The 16,816-nt window shown below is 68.6% G+C and carries 16 protein-coding genes; 1 reads left to right on the top strand and 15 read right to left on the bottom strand.

Annotated features, from left to right (window positions below):
- Positions 1-15 precede the first annotated feature (15 nt).
- The 6 genes from ACIQTX_RS08045 to rsmI form a co-directional block, all read right to left on the bottom strand.
- Positions 16-1,716 carry an ABC transporter ATP-binding protein gene (locus ACIQTX_RS08045; protein WP_402972982.1) on the bottom strand — a complete coding sequence of 567 codons (1,701 nt, stop codon included), beginning with the start codon at positions 1,714-1,716 and terminating at the stop codon, positions 16-18.
- A 5-nt stretch (positions 1,717-1,721) separates the two neighbouring features.
- Complete coding sequence (locus ACIQTX_RS08040) at positions 1,722-2,636, bottom strand: ABC transporter permease (protein WP_105526963.1); 915 nt, start codon at positions 2,634-2,636, stop codon at positions 1,722-1,724.
- Positions 2,633-3,613, bottom strand: coding sequence for an ABC transporter permease (locus ACIQTX_RS08035; protein WP_028504022.1), 981 nt, complete (start codon positions 3,611-3,613; stop codon positions 2,633-2,635). The genes ACIQTX_RS08040 and ACIQTX_RS08035 overlap by 4 nt, the downstream gene beginning before the upstream one ends.
- A complete protein-coding gene (locus tag ACIQTX_RS08030) occupies positions 3,610-5,229 on the bottom strand; it encodes an ABC transporter substrate-binding protein (protein ID WP_402970995.1) in 1,620 nt (539 codons plus the stop codon). The genes ACIQTX_RS08035 and ACIQTX_RS08030 overlap by 4 nt, the downstream gene beginning before the upstream one ends.
- 237 nt (positions 5,230-5,466) lie before the next feature.
- Positions 5,467-6,579, bottom strand: coding sequence for a LacI family DNA-binding transcriptional regulator (locus ACIQTX_RS08025; RefSeq protein ID WP_402970992.1), 1,113 nt, complete (start codon positions 6,577-6,579; stop codon positions 5,467-5,469).
- On the bottom strand, positions 6,576-7,403 hold the full coding sequence (gene rsmI, locus ACIQTX_RS08020; protein ID WP_028504025.1) for a 16S rRNA (cytidine(1402)-2'-O)-methyltransferase: 828 nt from the start codon (positions 7,401-7,403) through the stop codon (positions 6,576-6,578). Before rsmI ends, ACIQTX_RS08025 begins: the two co-directional genes overlap by 4 nt.
- 62 nt (positions 7,404-7,465) lie before the next feature.
- On the opposite strand from rsmI, the gene ACIQTX_RS08015 reads away from it, so the two are divergent.
- A complete protein-coding gene (locus tag ACIQTX_RS08015; RefSeq protein WP_402970989.1) occupies positions 7,466-9,019 on the top strand; it encodes a dolichyl-phosphate-mannose--protein mannosyltransferase in 1,554 nt (517 codons plus the stop codon).
- 4 nt (positions 9,020-9,023) lie between these two features.
- Here the strand turns inward: ACIQTX_RS08015 and ACIQTX_RS08010 are convergent, their stop codons facing one another.
- From ACIQTX_RS08010 to msuE, 9 genes are all read right to left on the bottom strand, one after another.
- Positions 9,024-9,512 (bottom strand): Lrp/AsnC family transcriptional regulator, encoded by a 489-nt coding sequence (locus tag ACIQTX_RS08010; protein WP_028504027.1) that lies wholly within the window; start codon positions 9,510-9,512, stop codon positions 9,024-9,026.
- 2 nt (positions 9,513-9,514) lie between these two features.
- Complete coding sequence (locus tag ACIQTX_RS08005) at positions 9,515-10,906, bottom strand: amino acid permease (RefSeq protein ID WP_105526967.1); 1,392 nt, start codon at positions 10,904-10,906, stop codon at positions 9,515-9,517.
- On the bottom strand, positions 10,903-11,991 hold the full coding sequence (hisC, locus tag ACIQTX_RS08000; protein WP_402970984.1) for a histidinol-phosphate transaminase: 1,089 nt from the start codon (positions 11,989-11,991) through the stop codon (positions 10,903-10,905). Before hisC ends, ACIQTX_RS08005 begins: the two co-directional genes overlap by 4 nt.
- 176 nt (positions 11,992-12,167) lie before the next feature.
- Positions 12,168-12,902 carry a formylglycine-generating enzyme family protein gene (locus ACIQTX_RS07995; RefSeq protein WP_402970981.1) on the bottom strand — a complete coding sequence of 245 codons (735 nt, stop codon included), beginning with the start codon at positions 12,900-12,902 and terminating at the stop codon, positions 12,168-12,170.
- 67 nt (positions 12,903-12,969) lie between these two features.
- On the bottom strand, positions 12,970-14,772 hold the full coding sequence (locus ACIQTX_RS07990) for a thioredoxin domain-containing protein (protein ID WP_402970978.1): 1,803 nt from the start codon (positions 14,770-14,772) through the stop codon (positions 12,970-12,972).
- A 36-nt stretch (positions 14,773-14,808) separates the two neighbouring features.
- Positions 14,809-15,096, bottom strand: coding sequence for a MarR family winged helix-turn-helix transcriptional regulator (locus ACIQTX_RS07985; protein WP_402970975.1), 288 nt, complete (start codon positions 15,094-15,096; stop codon positions 14,809-14,811).
- Between the two features lie 152 nt (positions 15,097-15,248).
- A complete protein-coding gene (locus ACIQTX_RS07980; protein ID WP_402970972.1) occupies positions 15,249-15,635 on the bottom strand; it encodes an EVE domain-containing protein in 387 nt (128 codons plus the stop codon).
- 20 nt (positions 15,636-15,655) lie between these two features.
- Positions 15,656-16,075, bottom strand: coding sequence for an SRPBCC family protein (locus ACIQTX_RS07975; protein WP_402970969.1), 420 nt, complete (start codon positions 16,073-16,075; stop codon positions 15,656-15,658).
- Positions 16,076-16,190: 115 nt separating this feature from the next.
- Entirely contained in the window at positions 16,191-16,760 is a 570-nt protein-coding gene (gene msuE / locus ACIQTX_RS07970; protein ID WP_402970966.1) for an FMN reductase, read from the bottom strand.
- Between the last annotated feature and the right edge of the window lie 56 nt (positions 16,761-16,816).

The raw sequence follows: 16,816 nt of genomic DNA, 5'->3' as shown, positions 1-16,816 counted from the left end.
TTGAAGTCGTGATGGTCAGCGAAGGCGTGCGGGATTGGGCACGGCATCCAGCAACTGGATCGTGTACGGATCCTCCGGATGCTGCAGCACCTCCGCGGTCTCGCCGCGTTCGACCACCCGGCCGCCGTTGAGGACCAGGATGTTCTGGGTCACGAGCCTCGCGCTCAGCAGGTCGTGCGTGATGTAGAGCATGCTGATGCCCCACCTCTCGCGCAGATCCTCCAGCAGCGCCAGCACACCGGCGCGCAGGGATACGTCGAGCATCGAGACCGGCTCATCGGCGATCAGCACCTGCGGGTCGCTCGCGAGTGCCCTGGCGATCACCACGCGCTGCCGCTGGCCGCCGGAGAGCTGATGCGGCAGCTTGGCCGCGAACTGCTCGACGGGCGTGAGACCGACCGTCTCGAGCAGTTCGAGCACCCGGGCCCTGGCCTCCGGTCCCCGCAGCTTCGTGTAGTTCATGACCGGACGGGTGAGGGCGTACTCGACCGTGTGCAGCGGATTGAGCGCCGCATACGGGTCTTGGAACACCATCTGCACGTCTTTGCGCAGGTCGCGCAGACCGTGTCGCTTGAGAGAGGCCACGTCGACATCGCCGAAGTGAACCGTTCCGGAGGTCGGCTTCTCGACGCCGGTGAGCATCTTGGCGATGGTCGACTTACCCGAGCCCGAGGCGCCGACGAGCGCGAGTGCCTCTCCGGGTTCGAGCCGGAACGACACGTCGTCGACCGCGGTCACGGCATCCTGTCCGCGGCGCGGGGCCGGGTAGTGCTTCGAGACGCCGTCGACCACGATCGCCGCATCCGCACGACGGGCATCGCGCGACGACACCGTCGGCAGCGTCTCGGTCATGTCCGTGCGGGAGCGCCCTTCGCGACGCCGCGTCTCGAGGTCGACGAAGCCCGGGATCGACAGTGTCTTCGCGCGGGGGTCCGCGTAGTGGCTCAGTAGCATCCGCGTGTACTCGTCCTGTGGGCGCTGGAGGATGTCGATGCTGGGCGCATCTTCGACGATGTGTCCCTCGTGCATCACCATCACCCGGTCCGTGGCCTCGAGCACGATGCCGAGGTCGTGACTGATGAGGATGGCGGTGAAGTGCTCGGCGCGCTGCAGCTCCTTGATCGTGTCCATGACCGCGTGCTGCACGAGCACGTCGAGCGCCGTGGTGGGCTCGTCGAAGACCATCAGTTGCGGTTCGAGCGAGAGCGCGAGCGCGATGGACGCACGCTGGCGCATTCCGCCGGAGAGCTCTCCCGGGTAGCGGGCGAGCACCGACGCCTCGAGTCCGACCTTGCCGATGAGCTCGCGGGCACGCGCATCGCGGGCGTCCTTGGGCACGTGGCCGTGAGCGGCGAAGATGTCGCGGAAGTGGTTGCCTATCGTGCGCACCGGGTTGAGGGCGTTCATGCCCGACTGCAGCACCATGGCGAACCCGCCCTGGCGCTGACGGCGCAGCTCCTCGGAATCCAGCTCGCGGATGTCGCGTCCTCCGAAGAGGATGCGTCCGGCACTGATCCGCGCCGGCGGCTTCTGCAGGCGGGTGAGGGCGAAGCCGAGAGTCGACTTGCCCGACCCCGATTCGCCCACGAGCCCGACGAACTCGCCGCGGCGCAGCGAGAACGAGACGTTCTCGACCGCGGTGACGGGCTTGGTGCCCGGCGAGGCGTATTCGACGGACAGCCCCTGCACATCGAGCAGGATCTCGTTGGAGTCCATGGCGCTCATCGGCCCTTCCCCTCTCGCAGGCGCGGATTGGAGATGCCGTCCACGCCGAAGTTGATCAGTGTCAGGCTCAGCGCCAGCAGTGCGATGCACAGACCGGGCGCGAACAGCAGCAGCCACTGTCCGGTGAGCAGGGAGTTGGAGTTCTGCGCCCAGTAGAGCATGGTGCCCCAGCTGACGATGCTGGAGTCACCGAGGCCGAGGAACTCCAGCCCCGCCTCCGCGAGGATCGCCGCGGTGGCCGCCCCGAAGAGCGTGCCGGCGATGATCGATGTCATGTTCGGCAGGATCTCGCGGAACACGATGCGCGTCCTGCTGTCGCCTGAGAACTGCGCCGATGTGACGAAGTCGTTGCCGCGCAGCGACTGGGTCTGACTGCGGAGCACGCGAGCACCCCAGGCCCAGCCGGTCACCACGATCACGGCGATGATCATCAGGATCCCACCGTTCTGCAGGTACGCGGCGATCACGATCATGAGCGGGAGTCCGGGGATCACCAGGAAGAGGTTGACGATGAAGCCGACCACTTCGCCGGCGAAGCCGCGCATGTATCCCCAGCTGAGGCCGATGAGCACGGCGACGATGGTGGACAGGATGCCGGCGGCGAAGCCGACCAGGAGGCTGATCTGCGCGCCGTAGATGAGCTGGCTGAGCACGTCTTCTCCGGCGGCGGTCGTGCCGAGCCAGTGCGCCCAGGAGGCATCCGCGTTGCGCTCGAACGTGTTGTCCTTCGCGCCGTAGGGGGCGAGGATCGGGGCGAAAACCGCCACGAGCACGAAGAAGGCGAGCAGGCACAGCCCGAGTCGAGCCTTGCCGTTGCTCCAGAGCGTGGCGACCATGCGCCCGAAGGCACGCCACGGGCTGGGCGCGGCGATGCGCTCGGCGGGGATCTTGACGTTCATGGTGGAAGTCATCGGCGCGTCCTTGGGTCGAGAACCCCGTAGAGGATGTCAACGAGGAAGTTGGCGATGAGCACGCTCACGGTGATCATCAGGAAGAGTGCCTGCATGAGCGGGTAGTCCTGCCCGATCACGGCGTTGAACAGCAGATACCCGATGCCCGGATAGCCGAACACCTGCTCCACGAGGATCGATCCGCCGACCACACCGCCGAGCGTGAGCCCGAAGCCGGTGAGGTTCGGCAGGATCGCGTTGCGCGCGGCGTACCGGAGGGCGATCGTGCGGCCGTGCAGACCGTTCGCCTCGCCGAAGGTGATGTAGTCCTCGCCGAGCGTGTTGATCATGGCGTTGCGCATCCCGATGATCCAGCCGCCGAGCGAGGTGAGCAGGATCGTCAGCGCGGGGAGGAACGCGTGGCTGATCAGGTCGCCGAGGAACTCCCAGGTGAACCCCGGGGTCGTGGTCGCCGAATAGGCGCCGGTGGTCGGGAACCAGTGCAGCACGTAGCCGAAGAAGAACAGCAGCAGCAGCGCCGTCCAGAAGTAGGGGAACGTGCTCAGGAACGAGCCGGTGAGTGTCGGCAGCGTGTCGAGCCAGGTTCCTCGGCGCCAGGCGGCCGCGACGCCGATCAGCGTGCCGATCACGAACGCGAGGATCGTGACGATGCCGACGAGTCCGATCGTGTAAGGCAGGGCCGTTGAGACCATGCTCGACACCGACTGCGGGTAGAACGTGTACGAGACGCCGAAGTCGAGCCGGGCGACCTGGCCGAGGTAGGCGATGTACTGGTCCCACAGCGATCCGGTCGGAACACCCAGCTGCGCCTCGATGGCTGCGCGCGTGGCGTCGGAGACCGGCCCGTTCTGGGACAGCTTGGCGATCGCGGCATCCGCCGGGGATCCGGGCATCATGCGCGGAAGGAAGAAGTTCAGGGTGATCGCGGCCCACAGGGTGAGGACGAACAGGCCGAACTTCTGGAGAACGTACTTCATCGGTCATCCCCGTCCACGCGCTTGAGGTGAGTGAAGATCATCAGCGGCGCTGAGTCGTAGTTCTGCGGGATCATGTACGGGTCTTCCTCACTCGGCCAGCCGGTGAACTTGGCGTCGTTGAACAGGCCCCAGATGCCGCCGTAGTAGAGGCCGATCACGGGCATCTCGTCGTAGACGATGCCCTGCAGCTCCCTCACGATCTCGGCCTGGCGGGTGGTGTCGACGGTCTCGCGATACTCGGCGAGCAGCGCATCGACCTTCTCCGACTTGAAGCGCTCGAAGTTGTTGGCCGTCGGCTCGCCCGACGGCACGTAGAACTCGCTCGAGAGCAGGTTGTTGTAGGCCTGGTAGACGTCACCGTTGCCCATGCCGCCGATCGCCATCTCGAAGTCGCCGTTGCTGATCGCACTCTGGTAGCCCGCCGGCTGCGGGAGCTTCAGCGTGACCTTCACGCCGACGTCGGCGAGCTGGCTGCGCACGGTCTGCGCGGCTCTCGTCCAGTCGGTGAAGCCGTTGGCGGTGGTGAGTGCGAACTCGAGCTGCTCCCCGTTCGCGTCCACGAGACGGTCGCCGTCGAGGGTGTAGCCGGCCTTCTCGAAAGCGGCGAGAGCGGCATCCTTGTCCTGCGTGATCATGCCCTGGTCGGGGATGCTCGGATCGAGGTACTGCTCCTGGTTGGGGAGGATGAGTCCGGTCTGACCGGCCGGCTTCATATATCCCTCGGAGGCGGTCTCGGCGATCTCCTCACGGTCGAGCGAGAGCGCGATGCCGCGACGCACGTTCACGTCGTCGAACGGTGCGACCTCGAGGTTCGGCATCAGCGCGATCACGCCGCCCGGCGGGAACCACCAGGAGTTGTGCTCGCTCGCCGCCCCCCAGGTGCCCTCGACGTCGGAGATGAAGGCGTACGCCCAGTCGTAGCCGCGGCTGACGGTGTCGAGCTGCGAGTTCGTGGCGGGGAGGATGATGTGCTCGATCTCGATCGAGTCGGCCTGCCAGTAGTCGGGATTCTTGTCCATCGAGTACTGCTGGTCGTTGTAGTTGCCCAGCACGAAGGGGCCGGTGCCGACCGGCGTCTCGTTGCGGTAGGTGCCGGGGTCCTTCACATCGGACCAGAGGTGCTCGGGCACGATCATGGTCTGTCCGAGGATCGACAGCGAAGGAGCATCTTCAGTCTTGAGGTGCAGGATGACATCGCTGCCCTCGGTCTCGACGCTGTCGAGGTGCTGCCACGCGCCCTTGATGTCGAGGGAGGGGTTGTCCTTCAGCAGCTGGAACGTGAAGGCCACGTCCTCGGGCGTCAGGTCTTCCCCGTCGCTCCACTTCACGTCGTCGCGGATCGTCATGACGATCGTGCGGGCGTCGGGCTGGGCCCATTCCGAGGCGAGCCACGGGTTCTGCGTGCCGTCGAGCGGGTTGATCAGGATCAGCGGCTCGTAGATCCACCGCGACGCCGTGCGCGTGTTGGTGAGATACGGGTTGAAGTTCTTGGTGAAGAACGGGTTGCCCTTGTCGGCGTTGATCAGCATCGTGTCGGCGCCGATCGATGGATCGGGTTGGGATGTGATCTGGATGCTGCAGCCGCTGAGTGCGACCGCGACGGCTGCGAGGCCCACGATCGCTGCTCTGCGCCAGCGCTGGATCAAGCGCCCTCTCGGCGTTGTGCCACCTGACATCTGCCACCTCATGTCGTCTCTGTCATGAAGGGCGCTCCTCCCGGAACACCGGATCTTCGGAACACCCGCACGGCCTTCGCCGTCTCAGGACGGTTCGCACCGCCTCAGTGATTGTAAGCGCATACATTTTGCGTTCGCAACCCCTTGACACCGACGCACCGGCGTGAGCGACCCCGGTCAGGAGGGGCGCTGCGAGCTCTCGCGCAGCAGGATCTGCAACGGCAGGCGCGCAACGACGGGCTCGGCCTCCGCGTTCTCCAGGCGTCGCGCGAGCACCTGCACGGCCGCCCTTCCGAGGTCGATCATCGGCTGGCGGATCGTCGTCAGCGGCGGCCGGGAGAGCGCCGCCGCCTCGATGCCGTCGAAACCGGTGACGAGCACGTCGTGCGGCACGCGGATGCCCGCTCCACGGAACACGTCGAGCGCGCCGAGCGCCATCTGATCGTTCGCCGCGATGAGAGCTGCCGGCACGCCCGAGCCGACCAGCTCCTCGGCCGCCCGGCGCCCTGATGCCCGAGTGAAGTCGCCTCGCAGAACGGTCACGTCGTCGTGCGACCGGCCGGCCGCCGTCACGGCCGCGGCGAAGCCCTCCCACCGCTGCAACCCATCCGGCGAATCCGCGGGCCCTGCGAGGAAGGCGAGCCGCCCATCCCCCACCTGCGCCAGTACGTGTCGGGTCAGCTCGGCCATCGCCTCGGCGTTGCTCACAGTGACGTGGTCGTAGTGATCGCCGCGCGGCGGTCCGGAGAGCACCACCACCGGGATGCGCCGCGCCAGGCGCGCCAGCACATCGTCCGGCACGCTGCGCGCGAGGACCATCAGCCCGTCGACGCGCCCGGCCATGTCGCGCACCGTTGAACGGTCGGGGTCGTCGCGTCCCACTCCGACCATGAGCACGAAACCCTGCTTCCAGGCCTCGAGCTCGGCACCACGGAGCACCTCGTCGAGGAACAGCATCGATGAACGCACACCGTCGGCGTCGGACTCATCGCGGACGATCGCGAACGGCGGCGCATCGGCGCGGGCGGCTGACAGCGCGTCGAGCGGCGGGGCGTCCTCCGCGGCATCGAACCCGGGGAAGTACAGCCCGAGCACGCCGGTGCGGCGCTCCGCGAGCCCACGGGCGCTGCCGCTGGGGACGTAGCCGAGCGCCGAGACGGCATCGAGCACGCGCTCACGGGTGACCGGACGCACCGCGTCCGGCGAGCGCAGCACGCGTGAGACCGTGGCGATCGAGACGCCGGCCCGGTCGGCCACGTCGTAGACGGTCGCCGCCTTGCTCACGGTCACGCCCCTCCGGAGCGGGCGGCCAGGGCCGCCTGGTAGAGGTCGCGGGACGACAGACCGCTGAGGGCGGCGACCTCGGAAGCGGCATCCTTCAGCCGGATGCCGTCGGCGACGAGCTTCTGCACCTGGGCGAGCGCGTCTTCCGGCGAGGCGTCGCGTCGGGTCGCTCCCTCGACGACCACGACGATCTCGCCCTTCACGCCGTTCTCGGCCCAGGCCACGAGCTCGGACGCCGTACCGCGACGCACCTCTTCGTAGAACTTCGTGAGCTCCCGGCACACCGCGATCCGCCGCTCATCACCGAACGCTGCGCCCATGTCGGCGAGAGAGCTCGCCAGGCGTGCGGGAGACTCGAAGAAGACCATCGTGCGTGGTTCGGCGGCGAGTGCCCGCAGCGTCGAGCGTCGCTCCCCCGGCTTGCGCGGCAGGAAACCCTCGAACGTGAAGCGATCCGTGGGAAGACCCGAGATCGCGAGCGCCATCAGCACCGCGCTCGGTCCGGGGATCGCGGTCACCGTGACCCCCTGGGCGACCGCCTCGGCGACCAGCCCGTAGCCGGGGTCGCTCACGGTCGGCATGCCGGCATCGCTCATCACCACGATGTCGGTCTCGGCCGCGAGTGCTGCCAGCTCGGCGGCCTTCTGCTTCTCGTTGTGATCGTGCAGGGCGATCAGACGAGGGCGGTTCTCGATCTGCAGGGCCTTCAGGAGGCGCTGCGTGGTGCGGGTGTCCTCCGCGACGACGACCTCGGCGTTCTCCAGCACCTCCACCAGACGCCGTGACGCGTCGCCGAGATTTCCGATCGGAGTGGCGGCGAGGATGATCACCCGCCCAGCTTAGGCGGGCAGGATGCAGCCGACGGAGAAGGCGCGTTGTCTAGGCTGGAGCGGTGACCGCGCCCGTGCCCCTGCTTCCCGCTCCCGAGGAGCGACTGACGCGCTACGGGCAGCTCCGCGATCGCCTGCTGCGCGACCCGGACTGGGGGCGGGCCATCCGGTGGCTCGCACCCCTCGTGATCACCGCGATCGCCGCGGTGCTGCGCCTGGTCAACGTCGCACATCCGCACCAGCTGGCGTTCGATGAGACCTACTACGTCAAGGACGCCTGGTCGCTGTGGACGCTCGGCTACGAGGGCACCTGGGGTGAGAACGCCAATGACGCCTTCATCACGCTGCAGAATCTGCCGCTCTCGGAGCAGGGCGCGTTCATCGTGCATCCTCCACTGGGCAAATGGCTCATAGCGCTCGGCATGGCGATCGGCGGCCCCGACAACAGCGGCGGCTGGCGACTGGCGACAGCGGTGCTCGGCGCGGGCTCCGTGCTCCTGGTCTACCTGATCGCCCGACGCCTCAGCGGCTCGGTGGTCGTCGCGAGCGTGGCAGGCACCCTGCTCGCGATCGACGGTCTCAGCATCGTGATGAGCCGCATCGCCCTGCTCGACGGCATCCTGACCTTCTTCGTCCTGCTGGGCGTGCTCTTCGTGCTGATCGACCGGCAGCGGACGATCCCCGTCCTCGAGCGGCGAGACCCGGATTCGCCCGACCCGTTCTGGGGCCCGATCCTCTGGCGTCGTCCCTGGCTGATCGCTGCAGGGGTGGCGCTCGGTGCGGCATCCGCCGTGAAGTGGTCGGGACTGTACGCGCTGGCGGGCTTCGGCCTGTACATCGTCGTCACCGATGCACTGGCCCGCCGCCGTGCGGGTGTGGTCCTGTGGCCGACCTCCGCCGCGTTCCGCCAGGGCCCCGTCTCGTTCGTGCTGCTCGTCTTCCCGGCGCTGGCGGTGTATCTGGTCAGCTGGACGGGCTGGCTCGTGACCGCGGGTGGCTACGACCGGCAGAGTGACCCCAACCCACTGATCGCGCTGTGGAAGTACCACGAGTCGATGCTCGGATTCCACGTCGGCCTGACCCGCGGACACCCGTATGCGAGCCCCGCCTGGGAGTGGCCGCTCCTGCTCCGTCCGACCGCGGTGTGGGTCGATTCCGACCCCACGGACTGCGGCACCGACCACTGCATCGGCGTGATCTCGGCGATCCCCAATCCGCTCATCTGGTACGCGGGCGTGGCGGCGGCCATCTACCTGCTGTACCGGCTGGTGCGCGGCTGGATCACCCGGCAGCCCGTCGGGCCGGAGCTGAGCATCCCCCTGGTCGGCCTCGCCGTCACCTACCTGCCCTGGCTGATGTTCCCCGACCGCACGATCTTCCAGTTCTACACGGTCGTGATGATGCCGTTCCTCGTACTCGCGCTGGCGATGACGCTGCGGATCATCGCCGGCAGACGCGAGGATCCGCTGCATCGCCGACGATCCGGCGAGCGCACGGTGATGATCTTCCTCGCGTTCGTGGTGCTGGTGTCGGCGTTCTTCCTGCCGCTGTGGACCGGGATGAGCGTGCCGTACGAATTCTGGCTGCTGCACAACTGGCTGCCCGGCTGGGTGTGACGCACTAGCTCGAGAGCACCTCGTCGGTCGCGACGTGCTCCACCAGCGGGAGCACGCGCCCGGAGAGATGGGTGCGCATCGCGATCGACGACGCCGTGCGAGCGACGCCCGGCACGAGCGCGACCCGGTCGAGCACCTCCTGCAGCTGCGTCGCGTCGCGCGCCACGAGCCGCAGCTGCATGTCGCTCGCGCCGGTGACGGTGTGCATGTCGACGATCTCCGGCACGGCATCGGCGAGTGCCACCGCCACGTCGTCGTGCCCGACCTTCTGGTCGATCTCGACCAGGCAGAACGCGACGACGCCGTAGCCGAATCCGGCCGGGTCGATGCGGGGCACGATCGCCTCGATCACTCCGCCCTCGTGCAGGCGCGCGAGGCGACTCGTCGCGGTGCCGCGGGCGATCCCGAGCCGCCGCGCGCACTCCAGGATCGGCAGCTGCGGCGACTGCGTGAGCAGACGGATGAGCTGGGCGTCGAGGCGATCGATGCGCACGACTACTCCCGAGCCACGCCGGGTCGTGCGACACTCCTGGTCGCACGGGCGATCACCAGGAGCACGGCGGTGAGGCCGAGCGTCAGCAGCAGTTGGATGCGTGCGGCCGGGTCGATCATCGCGAGCCCGATCACGGCGGCGAGCAGCACCAGGCACAGCCACGACAGCCACGGGAAGCCCCACATCCGCATGGGCATGGCCTCACCCGCACGGTCCGCACGGCGGCGGAGGATGATCTGCGCGATGGCGGTCGCCGTCCAGATCACGAGCAGCGTCGAGCCGACGACGTTGAGGAGGGCGGGGAGGACCACATCGGGGAACGCCCAGTTGAGTCCGACCGTGACGAAGCCGAAGACCACTGATGCCAGCACCGCGACGAACGGCACACCTTTGAGGCTTGTGCGGGTCGCAGCCAGCGGAGCGAGCCCGCGCTCCCCCAGCGAGTAGGCCATGCGGGAGGCGCCGTAGATGTTGGCGTTCATGGCCGACAGCAGCGCGATGATCACGATGAGGTCCATCACGAGACCGACGCCGGGCACGTTCAAGGTCTCGAGCACCGCCGAGAACGGGCCCGCCTTCACCGCAGGGTCGTTCCAGGGCAGCACCGAGACGATCACGAAGATCGATCCGACGTAGAAGACGAGGATGCGCACGAGCACCTCGCGCACGATGCGGCGGATGTTGTGCGCGGGATCGTTCGACTCGGCGGCCGCGATCGCGACGACCTCGGTGCCGCCGAACGCGAACACCACGATCAACAGCGCGCCGGCGATCCCGGTGATGCCGTTCGGGGCGAAGCCGCCGTTGTCGACGAGGTTCGAGATACCGGTCGCTGCCACCCCGGGGATGAGGCCCACGATCGCGCACACCCCGACCACGAGGAAGGCGATGATCGCCGCGACCTTGATCGCCGCGAACCAGAACTCGAAGCGGCCGTAGTTGCGCACGCCGAACAGGTTCACCGCGGTGAGCGCCACGACGAAGATCAGCACCCACACCCAGGCCGGGATGCCGGGAGTCCAGTTGGAGACGATCGCACCGGCACCGGTCGCTTCGGCCGCGATCACCACGACCAGCTGGATCCAGTAGAGCCAGCCGACCGCGCTGCCGGCGCTGCGCCCCATCGCCTTCTGGGCGTAGGAGCTGAAGGCGCCGGAGCTGGGCCGCGCGGCGACCATCTCGGCGAGCATCGCCATCACGAGCACGACGATGCCGCCGGCGACGAGGTACGACACCAGAACGGCGGGGCCCGCGATGCTGATCGCCTGCCCCGATCCGACGAACAGGCCGGCGCCGATCGCACCGCCCAGCCCCATCATCGAGATCTGGCGGCGGGTCAGCCCTGGATGCAGGCCCTTGGTGGTCGTGGTGGTCGGCGGAACCTCGGTAGTCATGCGGCAGCCTCCGCACTGTCGATGGAGACAGCCGCTGTGGATGCTGTGAGCGCGGCCTCGACCCGGTCGATGTCCTCCACCGAGCCCGAGGAGATGCGGATGCCCTCCCCCGCGAAGGCGCGCGCGATCACGCCGCCCTCCTGCAGCAGGCGCTCGAGCTCCGCCGTGCGGTCAGCGGACGGCACCCAGACGAAGTTGGCCTGGGAGCGGACCGCCGGCCAGCCCGCCGCCGTGAGCACGTCGTGGAGGCGATCGCGCTGGGCGACCACCTCGTCGATGCGTGTCGCGAGCTCATCCTCGGCATCCAGCGAGGCGAGGGCCGCGGTCTGGGCGAGGTCGGTCACTCCGAAGGGCACCGCGACCTTGCGCTGGTTCTCGGCCACCGCGGCCGGTGCGATCGCGTAGCCGATACGGAGGCCTGCGAGTCCATACGCCTTCGAGAACGTGTGCAGCACGGCCACGTGCGGGTGGCGTCGGAACAGCTCGATGCCTGCACCCCGGCTCTCGGTGCGATCGAAGTGCACGTACGCCTCGTCGATCACGACGAGCACGTCATCCGGCACCGCGGCGACGAAGCGCTCCAGCTCGTCGGCGCCGACCACGGTGCCCGTCGGGTTGTTCGGGTTGCACACGAAGATCAGGCGGGTGCGCTGCGTGATCGCCGCGAGCATCGCGTCGAGGTCATGACCGTGATCGGCGTCGAGCGGCACCGGGACCGGCGTCGCACCGGCGATGCGGACGAGCGAGGGATACGCCTCGAACGAGCGCCACGCGAAGACGACCTCGTCACCGCTGCCTGCGACCGCATGGATCAGCTGGGCGGCGATCTCGACCGATCCGGCCCCGACCGTGACCTCCGACGCGTCGACGCCGTAGCGGGCGGCGAGCCTTTCGCGCAGGACCGCGGCGCTCATGTCGGGGTAGCGGTTGATGCCGTCGAGGCGATCGCGCACGGCCTGGACGACCGAGGGAAGCGGCGGATGCGGGGACTCGTTCGAGGAGAGCTTCGACGCACCGGCCGGGGCCGAGCGGCCCTGACGGTACGCGGGAACGGCGCCGAGTCCGGCGCGGGTGGGGAGGGGCATCGTCAGAGCGTCCTTGCTGTGATCCGTTGGCGGCCCCTGGACGGCGCCGCCTGCTGTCGCGCAACACTAGAACGGATGCCGTCCACTGGGCAATCGGCGCACCGGAAGCTGCGCATCCCGCGCAATCGACCGGCCAGAAGGGAAGGAACCCTAGGCAGATTGCACAGTGAGGAGGATCAGACGGCAGAGGCCGCGAGCCTGAACCCGATGCCCACCGCGACGAGGTCGGCCTCGTAGGCGCCGTGCCGCCGTGCGCAGCGAGCCAGGTCGACGTCGTGGCGGAACGCGCCGCCACGCGTGATGTGCGGGTCGGCCGCCCAGTCCTCGACGGCCGGGACGCTGTCGGGCGCACCCGGGTACGGCGCGTATCGGGTCGAGGTCCACTCGTCGACGTTGCCGGCCATGTCGAGCACTCCGAACGCACTGGCACCGTCGGGGAACGACCCGACGGGCGTGGTGGTGCCGAGGCCGAGATCGAACAGGTTCGCCCTCCCCCGCACGTACTCTTCTCCCCATGGGAACTCGCGGGCGTCGTCACCGCGCGCCGCCCGCTCCCACTCGTCTTCGGTCGGCAGCCGCACCTCTTCGCCGAGCTGCCTGCCGATCCACGCGGCGAAGGCGGATGCTTCGTCCCAGGTGACCCCGACCACCGGATGCTCGTCGATCCCGGGGATGGCGCGGGCGCCGGTCGCCTCCGCGTACGCCGTCCACTGCGCGACCGTCACCGGGGTGCGTGCCAGCCGGAAGGCGGGGACGAAGACCTGCGTGCGCGGCGTCTCCTTCTCGTACCAGGCTCGGGGCACCCCGGTCTCGGCATACCGGACGGTGAGGGCGTCGACCTCATCGGGCGGTGTCCCCCGCTGCAGTGTTCCCGCCGGGATGTCGACCCACTCGATCCGCTGCGCGGTCATGCCCGTCCCTTCGTCGAAACCGGTTCGTCTCCAGCGTAGGAGCAGCTGAGGAAGCGCAGGCCGATGGTCAGCGGATGATCGACACGTCGGCCGGGTCGCTCACCGGCAGCCGACACACGAACGCGCGGCAGTCGTAGGCGCGTTCCGCCGATGCGCCCTTCCCTTCGAACAGTTCGAACCCGGCATCCGCGAACGCCCGCGCCTGCTCCGGGGCGACGACGGCGACGACCTCGGCGTCCGCACCCCTGGCGACCACGGCGAGGGCGCTGTCGCGCGCTCCGGTGACAACGACGAGCTGACGGGGCGGAACGGCGAGACCCGCGGCCACCCGCAGCAGCGTGCCATGGGCGAACGGCTGCTCCAGCGACCGCACGGCGAGCGCGCTCACGGTCGCCACCGCCGCCTCGCGATACCGGTCTCCCGCTCCCAGCCACCATGCGGTCAGGGCGGCGCCGGCGACCGCAGCGGCATCGGAGGGCAGATCGCCGTCGGTCTGGTCCGGCGAGGTCGCGATGCCCTGAGCTGACAGCAGCGGGTCGTCTCCGGCTGTCCCTTCGAGCGCCTCGTCGAGGATGCCGCGCGCCGTGACGGCCCAGGTCACCTCGCCCGTCGCGAGCGCGAGCGCGAACAACCCGTCGGCGAGAAGCCCCAGGTCGGCGGCCGTCGCGACCGCGGCGGACGCGCGACCGTCGAGCGAGGCGCGCACGAGCGCACCCCTGTCGTCCCGGTTGACGTGCAGCACGTGATCGGCGGCGGAGGCGGCGGCATCGATCCACGTCTGCTCGCCGAACGCGGCTCCGGCCCGCGAGAGGGCCCCGATCGCGAGTCCGTTCCAGCCGGTGATCACCTTGCCGTCGACAGCCGGCGGCTCCAGAATCGCACGCTCGGCGAGCGGACGGAGGTAGTACCCGCCTTCGTTGCGCACTTCATCGATCGTCGACTCCGAGTCCTGCGCCGAACCGAACCCGCCATCATCACGACGGAGCACGTCGATCAGGAAGGAGGCGATGCCGCGCACGGTCCGCTCATCTCCCGCATCACGCGCGACATCGAGCAGCTGCGCGTTGTCGGTCAGCATCCGCTCGTAGTGCGGCACCGTCCAGTCGCGCTGGGTCGCGTAACGGAAGAACCCGCCATCGGCATCGCGCAGGTCGGAGCCCGCCATCGCGGTGAGTCCCCGCGACGCAGCGGCCGATGCCTGCGGAGCGCCCTCACGCACGAGCGGGTGCTGCAGGAACCGCAGCGTCGTCGCCACCGGGAACTTCGGGGCGCCGCCGAAACCCCCGAACTGCCGGTCTTCTCGCTGCGCGATCACCTCGGCCGCAGTGGCGATCGCGACCATGTCGGGCAGCTCCGACGGTGCGGAGTCCGCCGCACGGGCGAGCGCGTCGGTCACGGCATCCGCCGACTCCTCGGCCTGCGCACGACGCAGTGTCCACGCCTCCCGCACCGCGGCGAGCACGTCACGGAAGGCGGGCATCGGCGGTCGGGCCTCGGGCGGCCAGTAGGTGCCGGCGTAGAAGGTGCGCCCACGCGGCGTGGCGAACACCGTGAGCGGCCAGCCGAGGTTCTGCGTGAAGGCAGAGGCCGCGGCCATGTAAGCGCCGTCGACCTGCGGATGCTCCTCGCGGTCGACCTTCACGGCCACGAACCCCTCGTTGATGAGCGCGGCGGTGGCAGGGTCTGCGAACGACTCCCGAGCCATCACGTGGCACCAGTGGCAGGTCGAGTATCCGATCGAGATGAGGAGCGGCACATCCCGCCGCCGGGCCTCCTCGAAGGCCTCCTCACCCCACGGGTACCAGTCGACGGGGTTGTCGGCGTGCGCACGGAGGTACGGGCTGAGGGTGTCGGCGAGCCGGTTGGTCATGCCTTCACGCTACGCCCGCGTTGTTCCCCTGCACGATCACTTCTCATTCAGCGCACGAAGCATGTCGAGGAAGCGGCTGAGGTCGTCCGGACCGAGCCTGTCGAAGAAGCGTTCGTCTGCTTCTTCGACAGCACTGTTCGCGGCGTCGATCACGGCAGCCCCCTCACTCGTGGGTGTGAGGAGGACGGCGCGTCCGTCGGTCGGATGCGGGCTGCGAGTGACCAAGCCTCGGCTTTCGAGTCCGCGGATGACCTGAGAGGTCATCATCACATCTGTCGCGGCGGCATCGGCCAGTTGCTTCTGCGTCGCCTGGGTGGGCTGCATGGATGCGAGGGTGGCGAGCAAGACGAACTGAACGTGAGTGAGTTGGTGAGGCGCGAGGGCCGTCCTGATGGAACGCTGCCAAGAATTCGTGAGGTGCCAGAGCATGAGACCCGGGCTGTCATCGGGCCTGCCGAACCGTGTGGCCAGCCCGCTCATCCGCGCATCGCCTCTCGAATGGTCGCAACGTCGCGCGGTTCCAGTTCGATGAGACCGAAGCGCAGTTGGTACCCCCATCGCGCCGCGGAGGTGAGGATCAGCCGATCGCGGACCTCGTCTATCGACACATGCCTGCTCGGCTCATAGTCGCAACGGCGCCGGAACGGTTGGAAGTCACCCTCGTCGGCCTGCCAGATCTCGTCATCCGGGAACGTGCCGATCGCGGTGAAGGAGCGATATCCGTCAGTCACCCCTCGCGCGACCGACGGCGAGTAGTACACCAGGACGTCGCCCGCGTGCATTCGCGCGAGGGGCGTCTTCTTCCCGTGATTGATCTGGGCGATTCCGAGTCGGACCCCCCGTTCGACGTGTTCCGCGGACACGACTCCGAGCCAGCCCCGGCTCATGCGGCGTCCAGATACGCGACCAACCCGGCGATGTTACGTGACGCGGCGTCAGCGAAGCCCCTGCGGAGTACGGAGCCCCAGAGCGCGCTCAGCGGCCCGTCGACACTGATCTTCACGGTCATGCGGCTTCCCCCTCGCGTCGGTTCCACCGCATGTTCGAACGACAACGCTGCGCCGGGCATCCGCGACACCGTCGTGAGCAACCGATCATGGCGCATCGCCACAATCTCGAACGTCGTGGCCGGGCCCGAGGCTGGACGCATCCACCCCCTCGCTCCTTCCACAGGTTCGCCCGCGAAGCGCACCTCGGTGACGTCGGGATCCCACTGCATCCACGAGTCGGGTTCTGACCAGAGTCGATAGACAGCCCCAGCCGTGTGCGGACTGATCTGAGTGTGTGTACTGAGAATCTTCACTCAACAAGTATGCGCGCTTAGTTTCTGACGATTCACTGTGTGCGCACCTGCGACGGCGAGGAACACCGCCAAGGGGCGCCCCCCGCAACGCGTGGATCGCTCGAGGCCGACGCCCTCAGCCGACGAGCAGCTCGACCGGACGCGACGCGGCATAGCCCACGAGCGGCAGGGCTCGCTCGGCAGCCAGCGCGATGCGCGCGTGCAGCACGTCGGAGGTGATCTCGTACCCGTCGAAGTCGGTGTTGCTCGCGTAGACCCCGAGCGGAAGGGTGAGCGCCTGGAAGAACGCGAACAGCGGACGCAGCTGGTGCTCGATGATCAGCGCATGCTTCTCGCCGCCGCCGGTCGCGGCGAGCAGCACCGGCTTGCCCACCAGGTCGTACTGCCCGACGAAGTCGAACAGGTGCTTGAAGAGCCCGGTGAACGAAGCACGGTAGACGGGGCTCCCCACGATCAACAGATCAGCGGATTCGATCGCCTGCAGCTGCGCCTCGACCTCGGGCGGCAACTGGTCACGCTGGAGCGCTCCGGCAAGCCCTGGGCCGATCTGCGTCAGCTCGATGAGTTGCGATTCGACCGGGGCGCGCTCGGCGATCGCGGCTGTGATCGCACGGACGAGGGCGGTCGTCTTGCTGGGCTCGTGCAGGGATCCCGACACGGCCACGACGCGGAACGGAGCTGTCATGCCTCGACGGTACTCACGCGAACGCCCCGTGTCGCGCGAGGCGACACGGGGCGTCA

The sequence above is a fragment of the Microbacterium sp. NPDC090281 genome (assembly GCF_044769635.1).
Classification (GTDB): domain Bacteria; phylum Actinomycetota; class Actinomycetes; order Actinomycetales; family Microbacteriaceae; genus Microbacterium.
This window is presented reverse-complemented; position numbering and strand designations above follow the sequence as displayed.

Bases quoted from the DNA above. Each gene is read 5' to 3' on its own strand.
- ACIQTX_RS08045 (WP_402972982.1), bottom strand. From the start codon at position 1,716: ATGGACTCCAACGAGATCCTGCTCGATGTGCAGGGGCTGTCCGTCGAA.
- ACIQTX_RS08040 (WP_105526963.1), bottom strand. From the start codon at position 2,636: ATGACTTCCACCATGAACGTCAAGATCCCCGCCGAGCGCATCGCCGCG.
- ACIQTX_RS08035 (WP_028504022.1), bottom strand. From the start codon at position 3,613: ATGAAGTACGTTCTCCAGAAGTTCGGCCTGTTCGTCCTCACCCTGTGG.
- ACIQTX_RS08005 (WP_105526967.1), bottom strand. From the start codon at position 10,906: ATGACTACCGAGGTTCCGCCGACCACCACGACCACCAAGGGCCTGCAT.
- hisC (WP_402970984.1), bottom strand. From the start codon at position 11,991: ATGCCCCTCCCCACCCGCGCCGGACTCGGCGCCGTTCCCGCGTACCGT.
- ACIQTX_RS07995 (WP_402970981.1), bottom strand. From the start codon at position 12,902: ATGACCGCGCAGCGGATCGAGTGGGTCGACATCCCGGCGGGAACACTG.
- ACIQTX_RS07990 (WP_402970978.1), bottom strand. From the start codon at position 14,772: ATGACCAACCGGCTCGCCGACACCCTCAGCCCGTACCTCCGTGCGCAC.
- ACIQTX_RS07985 (WP_402970975.1), bottom strand. From the start codon at position 15,096: ATGCAGCCCACCCAGGCGACGCAGAAGCAACTGGCCGATGCCGCCGCG.
- msuE (WP_402970966.1), bottom strand. From the start codon at position 16,760: ATGACAGCTCCGTTCCGCGTCGTGGCCGTGTCGGGATCCCTGCACGAG.